The 24,598-nt window shown below is 43.3% G+C and carries 18 protein-coding genes; 12 read left to right on the top strand and 6 right to left on the bottom strand.

Going from position 1 to position 24,598, the window contains the following annotated elements; all coding sequences use genetic code 11:
* The first annotated feature begins 13 nt into the window (after positions 1-13).
* Positions 14-1,285, top strand: a complete 1,272-nt coding sequence (gene serS, locus NF543_RS08565) for a serine--tRNA ligase (RefSeq protein WP_257667702.1) — start codon at positions 14-16, stop codon at positions 1,283-1,285.
* A gap of 40 nt (positions 1,286-1,325) precedes the next feature.
* Here the strand turns inward: serS and NF543_RS08560 are convergent, their stop codons facing one another.
* Positions 1,326-1,703 carry a helix-turn-helix domain-containing protein gene (locus tag NF543_RS08560; protein ID WP_257667701.1) on the bottom strand — a complete coding sequence of 126 codons (378 nt, stop codon included), beginning with the start codon at positions 1,701-1,703 and terminating at the stop codon, positions 1,326-1,328.
* A gap of 439 nt (positions 1,704-2,142) precedes the next feature.
* Between NF543_RS08560 and NF543_RS08555 the strand changes: the two genes are divergently transcribed.
* The 7 genes from NF543_RS08555 (at position 2,143) to NF543_RS08525 (ending at position 14,861) form a co-directional block, all read left to right on the top strand.
* Positions 2,143-5,265 (top strand): SusC/RagA family TonB-linked outer membrane protein, encoded by a 3,123-nt coding sequence (locus NF543_RS08555; RefSeq protein WP_257667700.1) that lies wholly within the window; start codon positions 2,143-2,145, stop codon positions 5,263-5,265.
* Positions 5,266-5,285: 20 nt separating this feature from the next.
* Positions 5,286-6,878, top strand: a complete 1,593-nt coding sequence (locus tag NF543_RS08550) for a SusD/RagB family nutrient-binding outer membrane lipoprotein (RefSeq protein ID WP_257667699.1) — start codon at positions 5,286-5,288, stop codon at positions 6,876-6,878.
* Between the two features lie 10 nt (positions 6,879-6,888).
* Positions 6,889-7,731, top strand: coding sequence for a DUF7015 domain-containing protein (locus tag NF543_RS08545; protein ID WP_257667698.1), 843 nt, complete (start codon positions 6,889-6,891; stop codon positions 7,729-7,731).
* Between the two features lie 604 nt (positions 7,732-8,335).
* Complete coding sequence (locus tag NF543_RS08540; protein WP_257667697.1) at positions 8,336-11,410, top strand: SusC/RagA family TonB-linked outer membrane protein; 3,075 nt, start codon at positions 8,336-8,338, stop codon at positions 11,408-11,410.
* A 21-nt stretch (positions 11,411-11,431) separates the two neighbouring features.
* Complete coding sequence (locus tag NF543_RS08535) at positions 11,432-12,841, top strand: RagB/SusD family nutrient uptake outer membrane protein (RefSeq protein WP_257667696.1); 1,410 nt, start codon at positions 11,432-11,434, stop codon at positions 12,839-12,841.
* Positions 12,842-13,461: 620 nt separating this feature from the next.
* On the top strand, positions 13,462-13,737 hold the full coding sequence (locus NF543_RS08530; protein WP_257667695.1) for a hypothetical protein: 276 nt from the start codon (positions 13,462-13,464) through the stop codon (positions 13,735-13,737).
* The gene (locus tag NF543_RS08525; RefSeq protein ID WP_257667694.1) at positions 13,734-14,861 is read left to right on the top strand and encodes a hypothetical protein; all 1,128 of its coding nucleotides are present in this window, start codon (positions 13,734-13,736) and stop codon (positions 14,859-14,861) included. Before NF543_RS08530 ends, NF543_RS08525 begins: the two co-directional genes overlap by 4 nt.
* A 200-nt stretch (positions 14,862-15,061) precedes the next feature.
* Here the strand turns inward: NF543_RS08525 and NF543_RS08520 are convergent, their stop codons facing one another.
* From NF543_RS08520 to NF543_RS08505, 4 genes are all read right to left on the bottom strand, one after another.
* Entirely contained in the window at positions 15,062-15,760 is a 699-nt protein-coding gene (locus NF543_RS08520) for a class I SAM-dependent methyltransferase (protein ID WP_257667693.1), read from the bottom strand.
* A 4-nt stretch (positions 15,761-15,764) separates the two neighbouring features.
* Entirely contained in the window at positions 15,765-16,928 is a 1,164-nt protein-coding gene (gene pncB, locus NF543_RS08515) for a nicotinate phosphoribosyltransferase (protein WP_257667692.1), read from the bottom strand.
* 74 nt (positions 16,929-17,002) lie between these two features.
* The gene (locus tag NF543_RS08510; protein WP_257667691.1) at positions 17,003-17,758 is read right to left on the bottom strand and encodes an SGNH/GDSL hydrolase family protein; all 756 of its coding nucleotides are present in this window, start codon (positions 17,756-17,758) and stop codon (positions 17,003-17,005) included.
* Positions 17,759-17,977: 219 nt separating this feature from the next.
* Positions 17,978-19,345, bottom strand: coding sequence for a DUF6600 domain-containing protein (locus NF543_RS08505; protein WP_257667690.1), 1,368 nt, complete (start codon positions 19,343-19,345; stop codon positions 17,978-17,980).
* A gap of 327 nt (positions 19,346-19,672) precedes the next feature.
* Here NF543_RS08505 and NF543_RS08500 point away from each other — a divergent pair, with 327 nt between their 5' ends.
* Genes NF543_RS08500 through NF543_RS08490 form a run of 3 tightly spaced genes read left to right on the top strand, consistent with a single transcriptional unit; the run spans position 19,673 to position 22,208 of the window.
* A complete protein-coding gene (locus NF543_RS08500) occupies positions 19,673-20,434 on the top strand; it encodes an MlaE family ABC transporter permease (RefSeq protein ID WP_257667689.1) in 762 nt (253 codons plus the stop codon).
* Between the two features lie 2 nt (positions 20,435-20,436).
* Positions 20,437-21,210, top strand: a complete 774-nt coding sequence (locus tag NF543_RS08495) for an ABC transporter ATP-binding protein (protein ID WP_257667688.1) — start codon at positions 20,437-20,439, stop codon at positions 21,208-21,210.
* Between the two features lie 2 nt (positions 21,211-21,212).
* Positions 21,213-22,208 (top strand): MlaD family protein, encoded by a 996-nt coding sequence (locus NF543_RS08490; RefSeq protein WP_257667687.1) that lies wholly within the window; start codon positions 21,213-21,215, stop codon positions 22,206-22,208.
* A 14-nt stretch (positions 22,209-22,222) separates the two neighbouring features.
* Here the strand turns inward: NF543_RS08490 and mtaB are convergent, their stop codons facing one another.
* On the bottom strand, positions 22,223-23,542 hold the full coding sequence (gene mtaB, locus NF543_RS08485) for a tRNA (N(6)-L-threonylcarbamoyladenosine(37)-C(2))-methylthiotransferase MtaB (protein ID WP_257667686.1): 1,320 nt from the start codon (positions 23,540-23,542) through the stop codon (positions 22,223-22,225).
* A gap of 220 nt (positions 23,543-23,762) precedes the next feature.
* Here mtaB and NF543_RS08480 point away from each other — a divergent pair, with 220 nt between their 5' ends.
* Complete coding sequence (locus tag NF543_RS08480; RefSeq protein WP_257667685.1) at positions 23,763-24,584, top strand: thymidylate synthase; 822 nt, start codon at positions 23,763-23,765, stop codon at positions 24,582-24,584.
* Positions 24,585-24,598: the final 14 nt, after the last annotated feature.

Raw genomic sequence — 24,598 nt, 5'->3', positions numbered from 1 at the left:
AATAAGCAAAAATATGTTGCAAATTAATTATATCCGTGAAAACCGTGACAGCGTAATCCAACGGCTAGGCATACGGAATTTCAAACCATTGGAATTGGTGGATGAGGTGATTGTTTTGGATGAGCAGCGTCGGCAGACCCAAGCCCAATCAGATGCGCTTTCCGCCGAAGCCAATACCGCAGCGAAGCAAATTGGTGAATTAATGCGTCAAGGCAAGCGTGATGAGGCGGAAACCATCAAAGCCCAATCCGGCGGATATAAGGAGCAGCTTAAAAAATTGGCTGATGAACTGGCGGCGGTGGAAAGACTACTGCAGGATAAGCTGGTGCTGTTGCCAAACCTGCCCCATCAGTCTGTTCCAAAAGGAGTAGGGGCCGAAGACAATGAGGTGGTGTTGGAGCATGGCCATCATCCCAATCTGCCGGAAAATGCCTTACCCCACTGGGAGCTAGCTGCAAAATACGACATCATCGATTTTGAATTGGGCACCAAGGTTACAGGCGCTGGTTTCCCGGTATATAAAGGCAAGGGCGCACGGTTGCAACGGGCCATGATCAATTTTTTCCTTGACCAAGCCGAGAAGGCAGGATACCAAGAAGTGCAACCTCCCATATTGATAAACGAAGCATCGGGCTTCGGTACGGGACAGCTGCCTGATAAAGAAGGGCAGATGTATCATGTAGGAACGGACGACCTCTACCTTATCCCCACGGCGGAGGTGCCGTTGACAAATCTCTATCGTGATGTGATCGTGAAAGAAGAAGATTTTCCCATTAAACTGACGGCGTATACCCCATGCTTCCGCCGGGAAGCCGGATCCTATGGTGCGCATGTACGTGGATTGAATCGGCTACACCAGTTTGACAAGGTAGAGGTGGTGCAGCTGGTGCATCCTGACCAATCATATGGCGTGTTCGAAACAATGAGCGCATACGTGCAATCCCTGCTCCAGGCATTGAACCTGCCTTATCGGGTCTTGCGCCTTTGTGGTGGCGATATGGGTTTTACTTCAGCACTTACCTATGATATGGAAGTATGGAGTGCCGCTCAAAAACGCTGGCTGGAAGTATCTTCCGTATCCAACTTCGAAACCTACCAAAGCAACCGGCTAAAAGTGCGCTTTAAGGGGCAGGACGGCAAAATGCAGTTGGCCCACACACTAAATGGGAGCGCATTGGCTCTACCACGCATATTGGCTACCATGCTGGAAAATAACCAATCAGATAGGGGGATAAAAATTCCCGAAGTATTGGTGCCTTATACTGGATTTGAGTGGATTGCTTGACCGGGGGCAAATGCTAGCTATGCAAGCTTAAGCGGATTAATCAGATTAATTCGAAGCCATACTGCTTGCCCAGGTCCTCCACCTGTTTAATAAAAGAAGGCAGGTTTTCTAAATTTTCTTTGCTAGCCATAACGCTGATGTTGAAGGTAATACCCGGCGTACGGTCAAGGTATTTTACCTTTTGTTCGTTAGGCATTTTATCCATTATGCTTTCGTAGGCATGATGCGTAAAATCGAGACCTGAAGCTTCCTTGAGGTTTTGCAGAAATTCTATATCAAATTTTTTACGTAAATCAATTTGATTGATGGTTTGCCTTGATACATTCATCTTTCGGGCAACCACCGATCCCTTAATTCCGCGTTCTTTCATCGTTTCCTTAATGACTTCCCCCAAAGTCTTCGTGTTTATTTTGGTCATGTTACAAAGATATCTTGCTTTTTGTAAATAAAATATTTACAAAAAGCCCATTGTTTCGGCTAAAATGATTTTATATTTTGCTTTTTGTAAATTATTAATTTACATTTGTCCTTATTGTACAGCTAATTCGCTAGCGCTTACTTGGTGTCGCAAATAGATAACGTGCTAAAACATGATTTAATAACACATAAAAGCAGCAAATTATTGTAGAGTTTTTACACTAAACTATTTTCTCAAAAAAGACTAATTGCTTTTAGCCTGTTCGGATTCGATCCGTGAACGTGGTCAATTTGATAGTATAGGTTGCCTGATGGATGATACGAGGTGATATAACTTATCCTGTTTGTCTCAGAATTACAGGTAATGGAGCCTAATTCAGCTAGTAAAAGAAATCCGGATTTCCGGTATATCGATTAATTTTTAACCAAAATCAAAACACATGAAACAAAAACTACTAAGTTTCGTACTGCTTTGCGTTTTGTTGGTTGGTTTTGCCAATGCACAAACAAGAGTAGTGAGCGGAAAGGTGACTTCCGCTGACAATGGAGCGCCTCTTTCGGGGGTGTCAATTACAGTTGTCGGCTCAACGATTGCTACAAGTACGGATGATGCCGGTAATTATGCAATTACCGTACCCTCCAACTACAATGCCATCATGTTTATTTATTTAGGGTACCAAACCCAAGAGCATTCAGTGGCCACTTATTCCCAGCGTGGCAATACGCTGAATGTTGAACTTGTGTCAATCACGACGAGCTTAGATGAAGTGGTGGTAACAGGTGGTGGTTTGACCACTACGCAAAGACAATTGGGAAATGCCTCAACTACTATCAAAACCCAAGATGTAACACAAGGCAAAGCATCTAATGTCGCCGCTGGTTTATCAGGTAAAGTTCCAGGTTTGCAAGTAAATGCAGTTAGTGGCGGTTTGAATCCAAATTATAGACTAATTCTCCGGGGACAGCGTTCAATCACAGGTAATAACCAGGCCTTGTTAGTGGTCGATAATATTATCGTGCCTACTTCAATGCTAGGCAACTTGAATCCAGAGGACATCGACGATATCCAGGTTTTGAATGGTGCCGGTGCGGCAGCACTTTACGGTTCAGATGCTTCTAATGGAGCACTTATCATTACTACCAAAAAAGGTAAGGCTGGACAAACTTTCATTAAATTATCTAATACATCCACATTTGAGGAAGTTAGCTATTATCCCAAATTGCAATCAAGGTTTGGTTCCGGTACCACACCAGATAATGTAAAGACGTATACACCCTATGAAAACCAACAATATGGCCCTGAATTTGACGGCTCGATGGTACCAATAGGCAAGCCATTGGAAGATGGATCAATTCAAACAATACCCTATTCCCCAACAAATGGAAAGAATGATTTTTGGGAAGCTGGCTATGCAAATCAGACAGATCTATCGTTGACATCGGGTGACGACAAATCAAGTTATTATATCGCCGGTCAGTATTTTGATCAAAAATCAACCGTTCCTCGCGATAAATACAGGAGAGTTTCATTACGTGCTAATGGTACACGTAAAATTTATGACAATTTTGACGTGGAGTTCAATACCAATTACATCTACAACTGGTATGACATGACCACGCAGACCGGAAGCATGTATACCAATATTATGATGACACCTGCGCATATTCAATTGACCGATTACCGGAATTGGGAAACGGATCCATTTGCTAATCCGAATGGTTATTATAATGAATATTACGATAACCCTTATTTCACGTTGGACAATTGGCGCCAATTTACCGTAAACGAGTATTTCCAAGGTAACCTTCAATTGCGTTGGAACCCGATTAAACCTCTCACGTTTACATACCGAATAGGCCTGAGTTCACGTAACAACCGCAACAAATCACAGGTCGGTAAATTTACGTATAGTGAATACACGAAAAGTATATCCGGTAGCTCAAAAACGGATGAGGCGGGAAGTGTAAGTGATTATCAGAATTGGAGTTTTCAGCTGGTCAGCGACTTCCTTGCCGGTTATAAGACAAGTATAACAGAGGATCTGATGTTTGAGGGAACGCTCGGCGCTTCTATCCGCGATAATAACGCGAAAAATTTGAATGTGTCTGCAAGCGGATTGGTGGTTGATGGATTGTACGATATTGGTAACTCATCAAATATTCCAAGTGCAGATGAAATCAACCGCAGATCCCGGCAAGTTGGTGTTTATGGCGACCTTAGGTTTGGTTTCAAAAACTACCTTTTTTTACACGTTACCGCCCGTAATGATTGGCGGTCGATACTTGCCAAGGAAAACCGTTCGTTTTTCTACCCGTCTGCTGACTTGTCATTTATTGTCACAGATGCCATCCCTTCGCTTAAGGATCTACCTTGGTTGGAATACCTGAAACTTCGTGGCGGCTATGCATATGTTGGGCAGGTGAATCTCGGTGCATATGAGTTAAGCAGCGTCCTTTCTCAACAATTTGGCTTCCCATATACCGGTGGCCCCGGTTTTTCCATCGGCTCAATAATGGTAGCGTCAAACATCAATCCTGAAATTACCAAAGGGCCTGAGGCTGGTTTTGATTTTGACTTGTTCAATGGTGATGTCAGTGGCGGTTTCACTTGGTATAAAACCAATACGGTTGATCAAACCTTGGAAGTGAATGTTTCCCAGGCTACGGGTTACAACATTTTACGGACTAACGTAGGAGAGGTACAAAACCAAGGGATTGAAACGTTCTTGAGGGTAACCCCAATTCGTAACCGTAATGGTTGGACTGTTACCGTGGGTGGGAATTACGCACTTAACCGAAATAAGGTGTTGTCATTAGCAGATGACGCCCCTGAGTACGTTTTCTTTTCAAGCGCCGGAGGCCAAGTAGCCGCTGTGGTTGGCGAGCCTTTCCCCTTGATTCGAACCACCCGTTACAACCGCGATTCGCAGGGCAGAATTATCGTAGATCCCAATAGCGGATTCCCTTCGCATGACGGCACTTATCAAATGTTTGGTACGTCTAATCCTCCACATATCCTAGGTGCGGATCTTGAAGTGCGTTGGAAGGGTTTCCGTTTAACCTCCTTGTTTGAATATCGTACAGGCCATTATATTTATAATGGCATAACAACTGCATTTGATTTTTCGGGTGCTGGTATCCGTTCCACCTGGTTTAACAGAGAACGTTTTGTGATCCCTAATTCTTCGTATTTAGATCCATCAACAGGTGAATATGTTGCTAATACCAACATTACTACGCGTTCAGGAGGTGCTGATTTCTGGACGGATGGTACCCGAAATACTGGGGTTGGCGAGAACTACGCGCATTCCGCTGCATTTTGGAAATGGCGGGAAGCAAGCTTGTCTTATGACATTCCTGCTCATATCTTCAAGGGCTACGTAAAGGGAGCAACGGTAAGCCTTCAAGGGCGCAATTTGTTTATTTGGGTGCCGAAAACGAATTTATATACTGATCCAGAATACAGTCAACAAGGTGCAGATAGTAATGCTATTGGTGTTGCTAACGTGTCGCTAACTCCTCCAGCAAGGTATTTTGGCGGTACGGTATCATTCTCTTTCTAAACGGTTTTAACAATAGTGTGATGAAAAAATATAGTATAAAATATTTGATGTTTGCTTTGCTGTTTTCAGCGACGTCATGTGAGAAATATTTGGATATTAATGATAACCCTAATGATCCTACGGTTGTTCAACCAGAGTTGGTTTTACCAGCCGGTTTAGTGCGAACAGCTTCGCTAGCGGTTGCTTATAATACGTATGGAGCTTCGTTAGGTGGTTATATCGCCAACGCGGGTGGCTTTTCTGGATTCGGGGCATTATTGAACTATAATTTTACACCAGGATTTCTTTCAAACTGGGGTGGTTCTTACGACAACTTGTTGGATTATAAATACGTGATTGACAATTCCGAGGGTGTGGACGAACTGGCCTATTTTAATGCCGTTGCCAAGATCATGACCGTATATGGGTATCAACTTTTAGTTGACGCTCACGGTGATATTCCATACACCGCAGCATTGCAAAGTGATGCAAACACCACTCCAGCTTATGATAATGCACCAGCTATCTATCAGGACCTGGTAAATAAATTGGATGAAGCGATAGGTATTATAGATAATGCCCAGTTTCCGAGGGCCTTGGGATTTTCGGCTGACCCCATGTTTGGTGAGGACAGAGAACCTGAGGAACAAATGAATTTATGGAAACAGTTTGCGAATACGGTTAAATTGAGGCTGCTGATTCGTGTTTCCGAAGTACCCGCTTTGCAGGATTTTGTAAATTCGGAGTTCGCTTCTTTCGATGAGGAACTTGGAATCTTGACAGAAGATGCTATTGTCAATCCAGGTTATGAGCTCAACAAACCAAATCCGACTTGGTCTTCATGGGGGTATACGACTACGGGCAACGTAGCAACTTCGTCTCGCGTCCCTACTTATTATGTTTATGGCTATTATGATGGGAACAAACTAACTGATCCAGGCAGGGGTAGCGTTATCTACAACGACTTTGGCGATGGCAGCCGCCCCACTCCGCTAAACCAGTTGGGTGTGGAGCAAAATAATCCACCAATCCGAGCCAATTATTCACCTTGGTATACAGGGGTTCGGGAAAGCGCTAGTAATATATCCAATGCTTTGGGGATTGTGAAGGGGCCCTCCCAAGGACAACCGATCCTGTTACTTTCAGAGGCATATTTTCTGCTAGCGGAAGCCCAATTGAGAGGGCTCTTGTCAGGAGATGCCGAGGAAAGTTTCGAAGCGGGTATAGCAGCATCCTTTGGATACCTTTACACGACAGTGAGTGGAACGGTAGATGCAGGCAAGGATGTAGATGAAGATGTGGAAACTTATTTGACTGATAATAGCGGTTCGACATTGGTTAATTTTTCAGGAAATACGGAGCAAAAAACAGAGGCGATCATTACACAAAAATACATAGCCTTGAATATGATTCATTCGCATGAGGGTTGGAATGATTATCGGAGAACCGGATATCCCAGGACAAACCCAGATGCAGACCGGTATAACAATATGGCATCTGTTAACTCTAATTCTACGCGGTTGGATGAACTGCCGACCATTCTGCTATATCCACAGACTGAATTTGCGTATAACCCAACGAATGTAAGGGTATTGAACCAGTTTAGTGATTTAATCTTTTGGGCAAAACAATAATTAGAAAACGATGAAAAAGATAACGAATATAATTGCGGTTATTATCTTTATGGGCGTGTTTAGTGCCTGCTTAAAAGATGATAACTATGCATTGGATCCCTCGGGAAGCCAGAATGTTGTGGAGTTCTTGAATTTAACAACCCCAATTTCTGCTTATAATGATAAGTATGTAGAGTATATACCGTTGACGCTAGAAAATGTCCCTGAATCGGAGTTTACTGCCGGTATCAACTATGCTGGGCCAGAAAATGTCGCACCTCAAGATATTGTGGTAGAATTAGCCGCAGCTCCAGAAGTGGCCGAAGAGGCAGGTTATGACCCGTTGGATCCTTCGCTTTATGTGCTCCCAACTTCGATTACAATAAAACGAGGCGAAAAAACAGCTCGATTTCAAGTTAAAGTTCGGCCGAGTTCCTTTGACGGTAACTTAAGCAATGCTTTGGCCATAGCTATCACGTCGACATCATATGGAGTTATTAGTGGAAATGTTGGAAAGGTGATTTTTAGTTTACCAGTAAAAAACATCTATGATGGTGTTTATCGCTATAGAACATCCGCAAACACAGCGCTTTTACCTAATCGAGATGTTGAAGTCGAGTTACGTACTATTAGCCCTACAAGGAGTAGGTTGGGCCCTGGTTTATTAGGGTTTTATAGTAATCAAGTGGATTATATTGTTGATCCAGAAACCAATTTAGTTACCGTTGAAATGATTACTTTGTTGCCAATAGCGACTTTCCCTGAAAGCAAATATGATCCGGAAACGAAGACGTTTACACTAAGGTGGACTTCTAATGGTGGTGCACGGCTATTCGAAGAAACCTTAACTTATATTGGTCCGAGGGAAGAATAATTTTTTTGAATAAATTGATTATATACCTGCGGTTTCCCAGAATTGTTCCGCTTGTAATCATGTGTTTGTGAATCCAAAACAATTCTATCGCTAAAAAGGGGCTCCCAGCCCCTTTTTTATTTATACCTATTCCAATTACGCCCTGTCTTTTATCTAATACTAGCTATGTAAATTATAAATTGCCTATTGTATTATAAATTAAGTCATTTGTCAATCTAATTAGTCTGAATAGCTTCGTTGCCTCTTTTTTTATTGATTTACTTTACTATTATTTACTTGCCAATACGACTCATAGTTTTTTAGCACCCTAAAGTGATAAATTATTTGAATTAACCATTACTAAAAACAGAAGTTGTTGCTGAAATTTTACGCTAAACTATTTCCACAAAAAGATTAACTGCTTTTGACCTGCTCGGATTCGATCAATGGTACATGGTCAATTTGAATGCATGGGTATTGCTTGGTAAATGATATCGGCCGAATATGACCTGCTGGCAATTCCAAAATAGATGGTAGGCAAAATGTTTAATTCAATTAACACACAGACAATGAAACCCGGAGTTTCCGGCATTAATTATATTTGATTAACCAAATTCACAAACACATGAAACAAAAATTACTATGTTTTCTCGTGCTGGGATTAGTGCTGATGGGATCGGCATATGCCCAAGACAGGAGAATCAGCGGTAGGGTAACTTCAGAAATAGACGGGGGTGCATTGTCAGGGGTCTCAGTTTTAATTATTGGTTCCGGTGGAGGAACTCAGACCGATGAGAATGGGCAATATTCTCTTATTGTACCCGCTGCTGCCAGAAACATTCAGTTTAGAATGATTGGCTTCGTTACGCAGACGCTTGAGATTGATGGTAGAAACACTGTAAACGTGGCGCTAACAGCGGAAAAATCTGAGTTGGCAGAAGTCATTATTACGGGTTATACCGAGACTGCGCGGACTAAAAATGTAGGGGCCAGTGTAACCATTTCATCTGATAAAATTCAAGATGTACCTATGCCCAACTTTTCTCAAAGATTGCAAGGACTAGCTGCCGGTGTAAGTGTCTTGTCGGGTTCGGGGCAACCTGGAACAAACGCTGTGATTAGGATACGGGGCCAGAATTCAATTGCGGGTGGTGAAACCCCGTTGTACGTCGTAGATGGTGTGCCCATTGATGAGGCTACGTTTTCTACAATGAATCCTAATGATTTCGAAAGTATTAGTATCCTTAAAGATGCTTCCACCACTGCGCTTTATGGATCGAGAGGTGGCAACGGTGTGGTGGTAATTAAGACAAAAAGGGGGAAGGCAGGTGGACTGCAACTTCGTTATAATACACAATTTGGTATTGATAACAGGGCGACATCTAAATTTGATATGATGAGCACTAGCGAGTTGCTGGCGCTACAAGAACAGGGTCGAGCCGGTATTGGGTGGACTTTATCGCCAAACAATACGAGTTCTTCTATCGAACCAATTAGGAGAGCAGCAATACTTGACTCCATTAGTCGAATTAATACTAATTGGGAAGACTTGTTTTTCCGGACAGGCAGACTCCAGACCCATGAAGTAACGGCGTCAGGAGGAGATGAAAACACAAGGTACTTTAGTAGTCTAAACTATTATGATCAGGATGGTGTTGCTTATCGGTCGGACTTAAGGCGTTATACATTTAGGCTTAATTTAGACCATAATTCCGGCCCTTGGGAATTCGGCTTGCAAAGTAATGCAGGATGGTCCAAATCAAATTTCATCGAGTCCGAAGCTGCAGTTGCGTTGGCTAATCCTTATGCTGCAATTTACTTGGGTTTGCCTTGGGAGAATCCATTTGGGCCAGACGGTAGAATTATCACATCCAATAATACAACAAACGGTTTTTCTCCAGCTAATCCTTTTAATAGTAGGTACGGGGTATTGGCCGATAGTCGTATAGCATCTAACACATTAGATAGGATGGATAATACAACCTTATTTACGGACCAGATAAAAACAATGTTTAATGCGAATGCCGCTTATAGACTGTACGACGGATTAAAGTTGTCGACTAACGTTGGACTTGATTATCGCCAAACTACGCAAGAACGCAGTATATATCCTGGTTCACATGCCGGAGTTTCCGTTCAGAATGGCAATCAAGGATCATACGGTAATAATGTAACCAGGAGACTAAATTTGATCTCTACAACGGGGTTATCTTACAATAAGGTTTTTGCAGACAAGCACGACTTGTCTGTGCATGCTATGTTTGAAGCTGTTCGTTGGAGGGAATCCGGATTTAACTATACTGGATACGGTATTAATCCAAAGTTGTTGAACACCCCTGCGGGAATTACAGCTGGTACAAACACAAATGCAATGATACCGGGTGTTGGGGGTGGAAAGACGGAATATGGTTTGCTGTCCTACTTTGGGATAGCTAACTATACGTACGACAGGAAATACACCTTTCAAGGTTCATTTAGACGAGACGGTTCATCCAAATTACCTACAGCGAATCGTTGGAGAAGTTTTTATTCGTTGGGTGGTAACTGGAATATATCGGAGGAAACCTTTCTTCAGAACAGTCCCTTTGTTAATCAACTGATTTTGAGGGCTAGCTATGGATTAACTGCGACTGCCCAAAATCAAAGTAATTTCGGTTATTTGCCAACTTATAGCAATGCGTCTTACGCCGGTGAATCTGGTATTGCCCCGGCTACGCCCGGTAATCCAGATTTTGACTGGGAATATACAAGAGCCTTTAACATTGGACTTGATTACGGACTTTGGAATAATCGCGTAAGAGGTGCGCTGGAATTTTATCATAGTACAACTAGAAATTTGTTTATATCCCAGCAACTATCGATGACATCTGGATTTAACAGTTTGTCTATTAACGCTGGAAACATGCTTAATCAAGGCATCGAATTTGATTTTGCGGTTGACGTGCTGTCTGGCAAGGACTATGTATGGACGATTAATGCGAATATTGCCTATAATAGAAATGAAATAACATCCCTCGGTCAAGAAGAAGAGTATCCACAAGGTACTTCTATCATCAGGGTGGGGTTGCCTAGGGGGTCTCACTATGCAGTTGGTTATGCTGGTGCCGATCCAGAAACCGGTGCCCCCCTCTACTATAACAGGAATCAGGAAACCGGTGAGATGGATGGGACAACCACGACAACTTATGATGGCAACACCATGTCCGTGGCCCAATGGGGGACAATGTTTCCGCCTACCAAAGGTGGATTTGGCACCTCCTTTTCTTACAAGGGGTTTAGTTTTAGTACATTGTTTGTATTTTTTGAGGGGTTTCATTTGTTCAATAATGAATCCTTTTTCTTGGCAAGTACTTCCAATTTCTCGGCCTATAATCAACAAAAGAGAATGGCTAATGCTTGGAACGAACCCGGGCAAATTACTGATATTGCTCGTTTGGGATCGCAGCGTCAATTTAGTTCCTTTGATATCGAGGATGCCTCTTTTATACGTTGGAGGAATGTAACAGTTAGCTATCGGTTACCAACAGATTTTGTACGCCAATCCAAATTTCTATCGGGTGTCAGGGTGTATGCGATGGGACAAAACTTGATGACCTGGACCAAATGGAGCGGTTTTGACCCTGAGAATAGTATCAATATCCATAATTTCAGGTATCCTGCTCCCAAAAATTTTACATTTGGAGTAGAGGTTAATTTTTAAGCGTGATTAAATAGACATGAAATGAAAAAGAAATTAAATCTACTAATTACGGCGGCTATTATGTCCGTATCTATAAGCTGCAGTGATAATATCGATTTGCTGCCCTCTGACACAATCCCTACCGAAACGGCTATTCAGAATTACGAAGATTTTGATAGGGCTGTTATTGGGGTGTATTCAAATATCGGATACAATCAAACCATCTATAGTAATACGTTGATGGCCGATGAATCGAGATGGGCTATTGATAATAATGTGAGGAACTACGGTTTACCGCATAAATGGGCCTTTGATTCTTCCGATGGTAACGTTACAGCGCCTTGGGGAAACTTGTATAATGTGATAGACCGTATAAATAGAGCGTTGGCAGTGTACGATAATTTAACTACCATGGGAACACAAGCCCAAGAACTTCCTCGCTTGAGAGGGGAATTGCTGGCATTGAGAGCTCTTTGTCATTTTGATTTACTGCGCTCATTTGCTTCCGGTTATGAAAATGATGCGATGGGAGTGCCATTGATGCTTGAATCAGTAGTACTGGGCAAACCTCCACGTAATACATTTGGTGAAGTGATTAATCAAGTAAAATTGGATCTTGCTGAAGCCGATCAACTTATACCCGCTGGTTTTGGTGACCTCTTTCGGATTACGAAACCTGCGGTCGTTGCTTTAAGGGCCAGGGTTGCATTGTACGCAAAAGATTGGGACGAAGCGATAACCTTCTCAAATCAAGCAATTGGGTTTAAAGGACAATTATCGAGTGGAGACAGTTATATAGACATTTGGAACGACTCAAACACTTCTGAAACATTCTTTCAATTAAGACGGAATTCAAATGGTGGTTCTATACGGACGTTATGGACGGACGATAATACCGATGTGTTCTTCTCTCCTTCATTTAAGCTGATAGATTCCTATGATGGTGATAATGATGTACGGTATAATGCATTTATCTTAGATGATGAGAGTGTTGAAGAAACTCGTGAGAATTGGAAGGTTAATAAATATCCAGGACAAAACGAAACGAATCGATTTAATAATATTAAGGTAATAAGAGTTTCGGAAGTATATCTCATTTTAGCGGAGGCGTATGCTGAAAACAACAATCTAGCTGATGCAACAAAAGCGTTGAATGATTTAAGAAGCGCAAGAATTGATAATTATTCGGATGAAACTTTTGCTAACAAGCAAGATGTTATTGATGCAATATATTTGGAAAGGTTTAAGGAACTTGCATTTGAGGGACATCGTTTCTTCGATTTAAAACGAAGAAACCTGATTGTTGAAAGAGATGACAGGGATCTCGCGTTTGGAGCTGCTATCCCTAAGATTCTAATGACAACAGACCGGAATTATCTCTTACCGATACCATCTGGTGAAATTTATGCAAATGAGAATATAATTCAAAACCCAGGTTATGTTGGACAATAGTTTGTTTCAATTGGTATTCATTATTAGCTATCTTGCTCTACCTGCGGTTTCCTAGAATTGTTCCGCTTGTCAACATGTGTTTGTGAATCCAAAACAATTCTATCGCTAAAAAGGGGCTCCCAGCCCCTTTTTTATTTATATCTTATTCGAATTACGCCTCGTCATTTATCTAATAGCTAATATGTAAATATTGACTTGCTTATTATATTGTAAATTAATCTGTTTGTCAATTTAATCAATCTAAATCGCTTCGTTGTCTAATTTTTTATTGATTTAATTTACTGCTGTTTACTTGCCACTACGACTCATAGTTTTTTAAGCAACCCAAAACGGTAAATTACTTGGATTAACCATTATTAAAAACAGAAGTTATTGCTGAAATTTTACGCTAAACTATTTCCACAAAAGGATTAACTGCTTTTAACCTGCTCGGATTCGATCAATGTACGTGGTCGATTTGAATGCAAGCGGTGTCTGGTAAATTATATCGGCCGAATATGATCTGCCGACCATTCCAAATGCTAGGTAAAAGTGTTTAATCCAATTTAGTACATAGACAAAGAAACCCGGAGTTTCCGGTATGTATATTAATTATATTTTTTAACCAAATACACAAACGCATGAAACATCTATTTTATTTGGGCATGATGCTATTACTAGGTTTTAGCGCATGCAAGAAAGAAAACCAGTCTGAAAAAGTAAATGATGAGACTTTCGTACTGGATGGTCAGACGTATAGCGTGTCCGAGACAAGAGAAAAACTTGCCAAACTCACCGGTGTGGATAAAGATGAACTTGTTTTTTTCAGAGATAGCCTTGCTTTCACTCAGGAAGGAACAACCAGTTTCTTAAAAATTGAAATGTTTATTGGTGAATTAAACAAAATGAAATTATGAAACACTTTTGGCTCTTTGTCTTTGCATTTACTTCAATAATTAGTATAGCAAAAGCTCAAAATGACGATAACGGCAATCTATTATATCCTTACAATTTTGCTATATCAACACCTACATCAGATGGAAAGATAGCGTTTGACTCTAACCAATTAGGTGTAGGTATTAGCGGTTCATTCGGAATTGTACTTACCGAACTTTTTAAGCCGCATTTTCAAGGTGTTGAGACATCGGTACAATTTGTAGTTGGTGGACAAGTAAAAAAGGAGGCCAAACTGACTTTCTTTGAAGAAGATTTTATCGTTGATGGACAAATGTATCTTATTTCGAAGCTTAAGAGTTTCAGTTTGTCTATTTCAACCAATGGAATCGATATGAATTCCGCAAGGTTGGTAATAAAATATAGATTTTATTACGATTCGAATTGGAATTTAATTCCCGGAATTACTCAGTCAGGTTGGCTGCCTGAAATAGCGTTTGGCAAGCCATGGTTTACACATAATAAACAATATAGTTTCGTAGACACTTTTAATCCACCAATAACAATATCTGGCCCAACTGATATCTGTACCGAAGGTGTTTATGAAATTCAACATGCAGGAAATGTTGTCATACAAAATATTGACGGCACCCCAGCTACATTAACTAAAACTGGTGCGACAACATATAAATTATCTAGAGTCAGTAATAATGTGGGGATTGTCAGACTGATGGCGACCTCGAATACTGGAAATACAGCTAACTTTGATGTTCGAGTTGGTTTAATCAAAGGCAGGCTAATTGGCCCATCATTTTTAACCTCGAACTACCATCCTAATAACGAGGAAGAATTTGAGATTCAATTGGATCCCGGTGAAAATTTTACAATTACAAATTTCATAGCGAGCAGATCTACATGTGAGATCCAACAAACAGGACCTTATAAATTTAAAGTTAGAATACCTGGGAGCTGGTCTTTTTACCCCCCTAACCACAACCAAGATTACCTAAGAATTACGGTATTGGATCAATCTGGTGCATGTGTAAAAGGAATTAGTAAAACCATTATTATCTATCCTAACCAAGGCGGCGGTGGTGGTGAATTACCAGATCCGGGCGGACCCCAAAATCCAAATTTTGGCTTGTAAATTTGACTAATTTATATAACTAATTGAAAAGAGCCGTCTTCTATAGTGAAAAGCAAGCTTTTCTCAAAAAATAGCGAGGCAGCTTTTTTCTCTTCTGTGACTTTTGATATTCTGGTGTCCGTGTGTGTTCTTGAAAGATAAACAGGTGATCCCGATATGCGCTAGAACTTACTCTGTCCGGGTCTTGCGGTGATGCATAGTTAGGCCGGCAACTCCATCCTCACCAAATACTGGTCATTTCCATCTTCATAAACCACCTGCACCACCCACCCGTCGGCATGTGCAAGTTGGATTAATGTCTTTTGGTCGATAAACAACCAATTAAAAAGGGGGCTTTTCAACCCTTTATATTCATATTGGTAATGTATTTGCCCGTAGTATTCCTGAGGTTTTTCAATAGCGCCATCAGCATAAAGGTAGGCGATATCCGAGGAATCAAACAGCAGCTGCCCACCTGCATTCAGCAACGATTTGCAATGACGGAGCAATTTTTTCAGTCCATCTAGACTACCCGCTATCCCGATGCCGTTCATTAAGAACAGTAGCGTATCGTATTTCCCGGATCGGTATTCGAAAAAATCATGCTGTATCACCCGCCTTACACCCCGTTCCTTCATCACGGCACAGGCTTTCGGGGAAATTTCCAATGCTTCTACCTCCATGCCCAGCGATTGCAGGTACAACGCATGGCTACCGGCACCGGCACCTACATCAAGTACGTTGCCTTCGCACAACGCCACTGCAATATGCTCTAATTCGGGGAAATCAGGAGGTTGCCTAAAATATTCTTCCATGGGCATTACCTCAATAATTCCATAACTGGCGTGGATTAGGAGCTGTTCTTTTTTTATTCCATGCAAATAATCGCTAAGGGCATTGCCCAATACGTCATGTGCCATAATATTATGAAATACTTAGTATTTGCTTGGCAAGAGCAATGGTTTTGCCCTCACCGGTATGTTTGCCCACCTCGTCCGATAGTTTGATGACAGGTGTCCATTGGGCCTCTTCGGGAAATGCTTCGGTCATTTTCAGCACAATGTTCATAGGCGGAAGCCCAACATCATTGGTGAAATCGGTGCCAATACCAAAGGACATCCCGATTTTACCTTGGCAATATTCAGCTATGCGCTTCACTTTGTCGTAGTTGAGCCCATCCGAGAAAATGATGGTTTTCGATAGGGGATCGATACCTTTTTGCTGGTAATGCTGGATGGCTTTGTCGGCAAATATGAGTGGATCACCACTGTCATGTCGCACGCCATCGAATAACTTGGTGAGTTTTTTGTCGAATTGTGTAAAGAACACGTCGGAGGTATAGGTATCCGACAAGGCAATGCCTAAATCTCCCCGGTAGACATCAGACCAATGTTCCAGGCCCAATAGGTTGGCCATCTTAAATCCATATTTGGCGGCATGGAACATAAACCATTCATGCGCGTGAGTGCCAATGGGCCTGGTCTGATAGCGCATGGCCATGTGTACATTGCTGGTACCAATGAAGGCGTCTTGCCCATATTGCTTAAGGGTTTGCACCACCAATCGGTGAACGGTGTAGGAATGCCGGCGGCGGGTGCCGAATTCGGCAATAGTAACCCCCAAATCACGGTACCTTTCGATTTTTTCACGTGCCGTCTTTATTACCTTTTCATCCGGTTGCCGTTCTTGGGCGGCCATTTGGTAATAGATCTCGCAAATAAGCGACATGATGGGTACCTCCCAAAGGATAGCCCGGTACCAATACCCTTCAATGGCTACACTTAATTCCTCCCCATGCTGTTGGATATGTACCTCCTCGGGGTCATACCGATAGCCTTGCAAGAAATCAAAGTACGTAGGGTCGATGTATGGACAGGTGGCGGCAAAATATGCTTTTTCCTGCCGGGTCAGTTGCAATTTGGCTAACCCATCAACAGCCTTGCGTAATTCATCAGCGAAACCCTCTGGAAATCTATGCCTACCCCTGTTGATAAACTGGTACCTCGCTTTGGCTTTGGGAAACAGCTTCACCACCGCATTTTGCATGGTGAATTTATAGAAATCATTATCTAGTAAGGAGTTGATCATAGTTTTGAGCGATCAGCGGTCAGCTATCGGCTATCGTGATTATCTGCTCCATTCGTGTAATCCACATACCAACATCATTTCACCACACGCAGCCAAGCTTCGGCCATTAATTTGGCTCCGGCTAATGTAGTATGTACGCCGTCGGTAGTCCAGTATGCTGGTGAAACATGCTTGGATGCTTCGTTAAACACCCTTTGGTAGGGGATGAACGCGGCTTTATATTCGTTGGCTATTTCCAATGCCGTATGTCGGTATTCGTCAAAAGCCGGAAACCATGCATCCGTTACCGCTTTGACATTGTTGACAGCAAAGGGCTCACCGATGACGAGTTTCACATGAGGAAATGCCGTTAGTGTACGATCCAGCAGCTTTCGGTAGTCATCCCGATATACTTGTATCGTGCCGTCGTATTTTCCATTGAACATGTGCCAATAATCGTTGACACCGATTAATATGCTGAGGATGTTGGGTTTGATGCGGATACAGTCTTCATCCCAACGCTCATCCAGTTGGTGCACTTTATTGCCGCTGATTCCTTTGTTGAATATGCTGAGCTGTTTGGCAGCATGTTGATGAAGCAGGTCTGCGGCGGCGAGAAAAGCATAGCCGTTGCCAAGTGCACGGTTGTTGTTTGGGGCTTGATTTTCTTTATCCCTTCCGGCATCAGTAATGGAGTCTCCTTGGAACAGGATGACATCATTGGGTTCAATTTTTATTTTGGCCGCTGCTGCTCCACGTTTTGTTGCTGCCGATACAATGCTTGGGATACTGACAGCCAAGGCTGCTCCCATTAGGGAATGTCCGATAAATGTTCTTCTACTTTTATCCATGGGTTTAATTTTCCCAAACATAGTTAAACTTGTTTTTTTTCACAAGTATTGTTTGGGTGCATCTTTGGATTTGCATCATCCAAGATGATGAGAATCTACAAAAACCCGTAGTTTTCTCGCAATGTACGCAGGGAAAGCGCTGATTTCCGCCTGTCATAAAAAAAGAGGCCGAAGCCTCCTTATACGTTATATATCCAATTTTCTAACTAGGGGATATCCTTAATTACGTCCGCGTGAAGAACCACCCTTTTCGGAAGAACGGCTGCTCCGCGAAGTCGCACTGCTGCTTTTGCTGCTTGAAGAGGTGCGACTTGGTGACACACTTGGTCGTGACTTTGACTGCGAGCGCGATGTGACACCACTGCTACGTTGGCTGCTTTGTGGTTTCACCGTTGCCTTGCTGCTACTACGTGCCGATGGCTGTACACCAGTGCGGGTATTGTTTGTGCGCGCAGAGGAAGCCCGAACGGTGTTGTTATTGGGCGCCCTGCGGGATGTTGGTGCTGTGCGTTCACTTCTTGTACGTGTCGCTGGAGCCGCATTACTTTGACGGGAGGTAGCCTGTTTGTCGTTTCCCGAGCGCTGTACGGTCGTGGACGCACCACGGGTGTTGGCTGTCGACCTCGTGTTTGAAGTTGGTTTCACCGCATTGTTATTATTGCTGCGGCTAGCCGAGCTTGTAGGTCGGCGTGCTTCACGAGCGCCGTTACTACGCGTGCTGACTGCATTGTTGCGGGTACGCTCCTTGTTGTTGGTCGCATTGTTGCGGCTAACTGTGGTGCCGCGTGAGCTGTTTGCCGACCTTACTGAAGCTGCATCTGAAACCCTGCTTGGACGTGCCGAAGCCTGTGTGTTACGATTCACCTCCGGACGGTATATGTTTACAGAACGGCTACTTACCGATGCCCTTCCGGGACGGGAGGCATTGCCGACTTCCCTAACGGATACCCTGCTACGCGTAGCCCGTTCGATTTCACTGCGACGTGGGCCACTGACATATGTACGGTTGTTGTAGACATATGTGTTGTTGATAATGGTGGTACGGTTATATATCGTCACACGGTTTCTATATGGCGCGCAGTAGCTATATACCCTAGGGCTGTAAACATAACGTTGAGGCACAAATATATAATGGTGGTGCGGGATACCAATGCTCACGTTGATACTCATGCGTGGTCCAAGTGGAGCCCAGCCATAGTAGTTGCCGCCACTACGCCAATTTACCCATGCAGGTCCCCATTCGTATCCGGGCACCCATGCCCATCCATAATAATCGCTATGTGTCCAACGGCCATAATGGAAGGGAGCCCAACCCCAATCATAATTGGATACCCATGTATTACCGTAAGTGGTCATCATCCAATGCCCATTGGTAGCATAAGGTTGGAAATTAGATCCAGCATCTGGAAGCCAAATATATCCATACTCAGGGTCGTCGACCCATTCTCCATAAGGAGCAAGTTCGTCATAGAACAATTGGAATGAAACACTCATACCGGGCTGAGCATCCGCTGTTTTTGTTCCTGCAAATACGATGAAAGTAAATGCTGACAGTATTAAAAGTCCGGTTTTTCTTAACGTTTTCATGACATGTTGATTTAAAATGTGCAACACTCCTGTTAATTTTCTTCTATTGGTAAGACCGCTATACCAAACCAATGGTTTAATCACGGCAACGATATAAAACTGGAATGTTACTTAATAGCCTCTTTTCCAATATACTTTTATATCGCTTAAAAAACCGTGCCAGTTGTTTATTTAGCTGTTGGCGATCAGTTATTAGCTGTCAGCAATCAGCCTAAGGTATACAGCTGTGAAATCTGAAATCTTTTGTCTAAGTTTGTGGCTTCAAATTGAAAAATACTGAATGGAACTTGGTATATCGCCAATGTTTGTATCGCTTAAATACATCTCATGCTAAATAAGATTAAACGTATACTGATCGAATTGGGTGGCATCCATCGATTTGTTATGCGCTTTTTTAGGGAATTGGTGCGGCCACCGTATGAGTTCAAGGAGATTATAAAGCAGTGTTACGAGGTAGGATGGAAATCCTTGCCGTTGATTTCGCTAACCGGCTTCATCACGGGCATTGTGTTTACCAACCAATCCCGGCCATCGCTGGCTGAGTTTGGGGCTACTTCTTGGTTGCCGGCATTGATATCCATTGCCATCATCAGGGCGTTGGCCCCGTTGGTCACCGCTCTTATCGCATCAGGTAAGGTGGGTTCACAGATTGGGGCCGAATTGGGCTCCATGAAAGTGACCGAACAGATTGATGCCATGGAAGTGTCGGGTACCAACCCATTCAAATTTTTAGTGGTAAGTCGGGTATTAGCCACCACCATCACCATTCCAATTCTCTCGCTATATACCGCATGTGTTGGATTGTTAGGTGCTTATTTGAGTGTAAACCAGCATGAAAGTACCAGTTTTGTGGTTTATTTTTCGCAGGTGTTTGAGGCGGTGAGTTACTTGGATATTTTTTCCCTGGTGCTCAAAGCCGTGGTCTTTGGGTACACGATTGGCATTGTAGGGTGCTATCAAGGATATAATTCCTCCAAGGGAACAGAGGGTGTGGGAAAGGCTGCCAACTGGGCAGTGGTGATGTCTATGTTTCTTATCTTTGTTGAGGAAATATTAATTGTACAAATTATTCAAGGAATGCGTACATAACGATGGTGAATGAACGTGAACATATCGACCAGCACACCAAGGTAATCACCGTGAAGGGAGTGAGCAAGTCTTTTGGCGACTTGGATGTGCTCCGCGGGGTAGACCTGCATTTGTTCAAGGGTGAAAACCTCGTGGTATTGGGTCGCTCAGGAACAGGTAAATCCGTGTTGATCAAGCTTATATCCGGATTACTTAAACCCGACACAGGTACCATTGAAGTGCTAGGCGAGCCTGTGGATGAACTGGATGAAAAGGCCTTACAATTACTTCGATTAAAAATCGGCTTTTCTTTTCAGAGCAGTGCATTATACGATAGCATGACGGTAAGGGAAAACTTGGAGTTTCCACTTGTTAGGAACAAACGCCATCTTTCCCGCAATGAAATCAACAGTGAAGTGGAAGATGTGCTGGATGCTGTTGGCCTCTTGCATACCATCGGTCAAATGCCTTCGGAATTGTCTGGTGGGCAACGGAAACGCATCGGCATAGCACGTACATTAATCCTTAGGCCCGAAATCATGCTTTATGATGAGCCTACAGCTGGATTGGATCCGATTACCTGTATCGAAATCAATGGGCTCATTAATGAAGTGCAAGAGAAATACAAGACTTCTTCTATCATCATCACCCATGATTTGGCTTGTGCCAAGTCGGTTGGCGACCGGATAGTCATGTTGCTGGATGGCAGTTTTGAACGGGGGGGAAGTTTTGACGAGATTTTTGACACGAATGACGAACGGGTCAAACCATTTTACGATTACAATTTTATCATATAACTATGAGTGCCACAGAGAATAAACGTGCAATGATCGTAGGGCTTTTTGTGTTGGTTGGGATTATCATATTGGTGGCTGGGATACTCGTCCTGGGTGGACAGCAAAATCGTTTTTCGAGGACCGTGAAGGTTTCGACGGTATTTGATGACGTGAGTGGGTTGAAATCTGGGAATAATGTTTGGTTTTCAGGGGTGAAGATAGGAACGATAAAAGCAATAAATTTCAAGAATCTCAAACAAGTGGAAATCGTGATGGCCATTGAGGAAAAATCACGTGAATACATCCGTAAGAACGCCATCGCCAAAATAGGATCCGAAGGTTTCATTGGCAATAAATTGATCGTCATTGAAGGAGGAAGTAGCGATGTGCCTGCGGTGGAGAGTGGGGATATCTTGGTGTCTTCCAAAGGAACCGACACGGATGCCATGCTTGCCACCTTGCAAATCAACAATGAAAACCTGGTGGATATCACCGAGAACATCAAGTTGTTGAGTGAGCAGGTGGCACGGGGAGAAGGAACAATAGGAGCGGTATTGACGGATTCCATGATGGCCGTGCATACCAAGCAGATGATAGCCAACCTCAACCTAACAGCTGCCAATACGGCCAAGGCTTCCCAAGCGCTTACCCAGTTGACAGACAAGATGAATGCCGAAGGCACGTTAATCAATGATTTGCTTACCGATACGGTTGTTTATGCCAATTTACGGGGCGCTGTGGCGCAATTGCAGGGTATTACGCAAACCGCTTCCGCTTTGGTGGCTAACCTTAACGAGACAACAAATAAGTTCAACGCAAAGGATAATGCCATTGGTGTGCTTTTAAATGACCCGGAGGTGGCTGAAAACATGCGGCAAACCATGGAAAACTTGGAGCAAAGCACGGAGAAGTTGGATCAAAACATGGAAGCCTTACAGCACAATTTTTTGTTCAGGGGTTTTTTCCGAAAACAACAGCGACAAGCTGAGAAAGAAGCTAAGGCCGCCGAGAATCAATAATAAAGGGAAATTCCTTAATGGGCTAGCATTTCCGGTACTTCGGCTACCTCTACTTCACCATGATCGGTGATTTCCAAAAACTTAACGGGAGTGACCTCATTGACCAGTAAAGGATCGTAGGGGGTACGTACCTTTACATAATTGCGGCTGAAACCGTGCATATAACCATCTTTCACATCTCCTTCGAACAACACGTTACCTTCCTTGCCTAATTGGGTTTGGTAAAATGCCCTCCGTTTTTTTTCCGAAAGGATATGCAGCATTTTACTTCGCTCGTTACGTTGTGCCCCCGGAACGGCACCTTCCATTTGTGCGGCAATGGTGTTTTCCCGTTCAGAATAGGTGAAAACATGCAAATAGGAAATGTCCAAATCGTTGAGGAATTGATAGGTTTCCAAGAAATCTTCACGGGTTTCGCCCGGAAACCCAACGATGGCATCTACGCCAATACAACAGTCGGGCATTAACTCTTTGATTTTCGCTACCCGCTCGGCATACAGTTCCCTACGATACCGCCTGCGCATCAATCCCAGCACCTTGTTGGATCCTGATTGCAACGGGATGTGGAAATGGGGGACAAAACGGGCAGATTGTGCCACGAATTCGATAACTTCATTACTCAACAGGTTGGGTTCGATAGATGATATGCGGAAACGGTCTATGCCATCGATCGTATCCAAAGCCTTGACCAAATCAAGGAAACATTCTTCACGTGTGCCGTTGCGTATGCCGAAATCGCCGATATTTACACCTGTAAGTACGATTTCCTTCACATCCATGGCTGCTATTTCCTCCGCTTGCCTCACGAAATCGTCGATGGTTCCGCTACGGCTTGCGCCCCTTGCTAAAGGAATGGTGCAAAATGTACAGGAATAATCGCACCCATCCTGAACCTTGAGGAATGTTCGGGTACGGTCGCCAATTGAGAATGCAGGAACAAATTGATTGGTTTCCGCGATCGGCGCGTTATGGATGATTGCTTTGGGCTGTTTGGTCAAGTCGGCAATATGTTCAATAATGTTGAACTTTTCTGCGGCACCCAGTACCATATCTACTCCCGGTATCTCGGTGATTTCACGGGGCTTCAATTGCGCATAGCAGCCTACAACGACAATGTATGCATTGGGTGAATGGTTGAGGGCTTCTTTCACCACCTTTCGGCACTTCCTATTGGCATTCTCCGTTACAGAACAGGTGTTAATCACAAAAACATCGGCCTTGCTGTTGAAAGGCGTGGTTTCGTACCCGGCCTGTTGGAAGATGCGGCCAATGGAGGATGTCTCTGAAAAATTCAGCTTACACCCCAAGGTATAGAAAGCGACTTTTTTATTCATATTGAAACGGCAAAAGTACAAAAAATATATTCAGCTCACGCTAAGACGCTAAGAAAGCCACTTCGCGGCTTTGGGAGAACAATCTCGATGCGTGTACGAGTATGTGCACGGATTAATAACAAAACCCCAGTTATTAACATTGATAACTGCTGTGGATATTTTTTATCCTTCAACGACCTGAAATCTCCTTATCTTTACCCCCATAAAGGGAAAGATCACCATGAAGCAATACCTCGATTTGATGCGCTATGTATATGAAAACGGAGTGGAAAAACATGACCGTACAGGTACGGGAACACGTAGTGTTTTCGGTTACCAAATGCGTTTCGACCTCCAGGCGGGTTTTCCTTTGGTGACTACGAAGAAGCTACACCTGCGGTCCATCATCCATGAATTGATTTGGTTTCTCAAGGGTGAAACCAACATCCGGTACCTCAAGGAAAATGGGGTGAGCATTTGGGATGAATGGGCGGATGAGCATGGTAATTTGGGGCCTGTTTACGGTTCGCAATGGCGTTCTTGGCCTACTCCAGATGGTGGGTATATTGATCAAATTGTGAAGGTGATACAGCAGTTGAAGACCAACCCGGATTCGCGTCGCATCATCGTATCCGCATGGAATGTGGCCGAAATCGAACATATGGCGCTTCCTCCATGCCATGCGTTCTTCCAATTCTATGTGGCACCGGCAGATCCTGAGAGGGGACTGGACAGACCCCAGCTTTCTTGCCAACTATACCAGCGGAGCGCGGATATTTTCCTGGGGGTGCCATTCAATATCGCTTCCTATGCCCTGCTTACGATGATGGTGGCTCAAGTATGTGATATGGAGGCCGCGGATTTTGTGCATACCCTTGGCGATGCCCATCTTTATAGCAATCATTTTGAACAGGTGGAGTTGCAGTTGAGCAGGGATTTAAAACCCTTGCCCATTATGACCATTAATCCGATGGTAACTGATATTTTTGCGTTTAAATATGAAGATTTCCAATTAACGAATTACGAACCACATCCGCACATCAAAGCACCTGTGGCCGTATAATACCTTAATCCTTA

Source organism: Parapedobacter tibetensis, assembly GCF_024704835.1.
Taxonomy (GTDB): Bacteria; Bacteroidota; Bacteroidia; order Sphingobacteriales; family Sphingobacteriaceae; genus Parapedobacter; species Parapedobacter tibetensis.
The sequence above is the reverse complement of the archived record's forward strand: the minus strand, read 5'-3'. Positions and strand labels throughout refer to the sequence as shown.

Bases quoted from the DNA above. Each gene is read 5' to 3' on its own strand.
- NF543_RS08490 (WP_257667687.1), top strand. From the start codon at position 21,213: ATGAGTGCCACAGAGAATAAACGTGCAATGATCGTAGGGCTTTTTGTG.
- NF543_RS08495 (WP_257667688.1), top strand. From the start codon at position 20,437: ATGGTGAATGAACGTGAACATATCGACCAGCACACCAAGGTAATCACC.
- pncB (WP_257667692.1), bottom strand. From the start codon at position 16,928: ATGATCAACTCCTTACTAGATAATGATTTCTATAAATTCACCATGCAA.
- NF543_RS08555 (WP_257667700.1), top strand. From the start codon at position 2,143: ATGAAACAAAAACTACTAAGTTTCGTACTGCTTTGCGTTTTGTTGGTT.
- NF543_RS08525 (WP_257667694.1), top strand. From the start codon at position 13,734: ATGAAACACTTTTGGCTCTTTGTCTTTGCATTTACTTCAATAATTAGT.
- NF543_RS08535 (WP_257667696.1), top strand. From the start codon at position 11,432: ATGAAAAAGAAATTAAATCTACTAATTACGGCGGCTATTATGTCCGTA.
- NF543_RS08500 (WP_257667689.1), top strand. From the start codon at position 19,673: ATGCTAAATAAGATTAAACGTATACTGATCGAATTGGGTGGCATCCAT.
- NF543_RS08545 (WP_257667698.1), top strand. From the start codon at position 6,889: ATGAAAAAGATAACGAATATAATTGCGGTTATTATCTTTATGGGCGTG.
- mtaB (WP_257667686.1), bottom strand. From the start codon at position 23,542: ATGAATAAAAAAGTCGCTTTCTATACCTTGGGGTGTAAGCTGAATTTT.
- serS (WP_257667702.1), top strand. From the start codon at position 14: ATGTTGCAAATTAATTATATCCGTGAAAACCGTGACAGCGTAATCCAA.
- NF543_RS08550 (WP_257667699.1), top strand. From the start codon at position 5,286: ATGAAAAAATATAGTATAAAATATTTGATGTTTGCTTTGCTGTTTTCA.
- NF543_RS08560 (WP_257667701.1), bottom strand. From the start codon at position 1,703: ATGACCAAAATAAACACGAAGACTTTGGGGGAAGTCATTAAGGAAACG.
- NF543_RS08540 (WP_257667697.1), top strand. From the start codon at position 8,336: ATGAAACAAAAATTACTATGTTTTCTCGTGCTGGGATTAGTGCTGATG.
- NF543_RS08530 (WP_257667695.1), top strand. From the start codon at position 13,462: ATGAAACATCTATTTTATTTGGGCATGATGCTATTACTAGGTTTTAGC.
- NF543_RS08520 (WP_257667693.1), bottom strand. From the start codon at position 15,760: ATGGCACATGACGTATTGGGCAATGCCCTTAGCGATTATTTGCATGGA.
- NF543_RS08505 (WP_257667690.1), bottom strand. From the start codon at position 19,345: ATGAAAACGTTAAGAAAAACCGGACTTTTAATACTGTCAGCATTTACT.
- NF543_RS08480 (WP_257667685.1), top strand. From the start codon at position 23,763: ATGAAGCAATACCTCGATTTGATGCGCTATGTATATGAAAACGGAGTG.
- NF543_RS08510 (WP_257667691.1), bottom strand. From the start codon at position 17,758: ATGGATAAAAGTAGAAGAACATTTATCGGACATTCCCTAATGGGAGCA.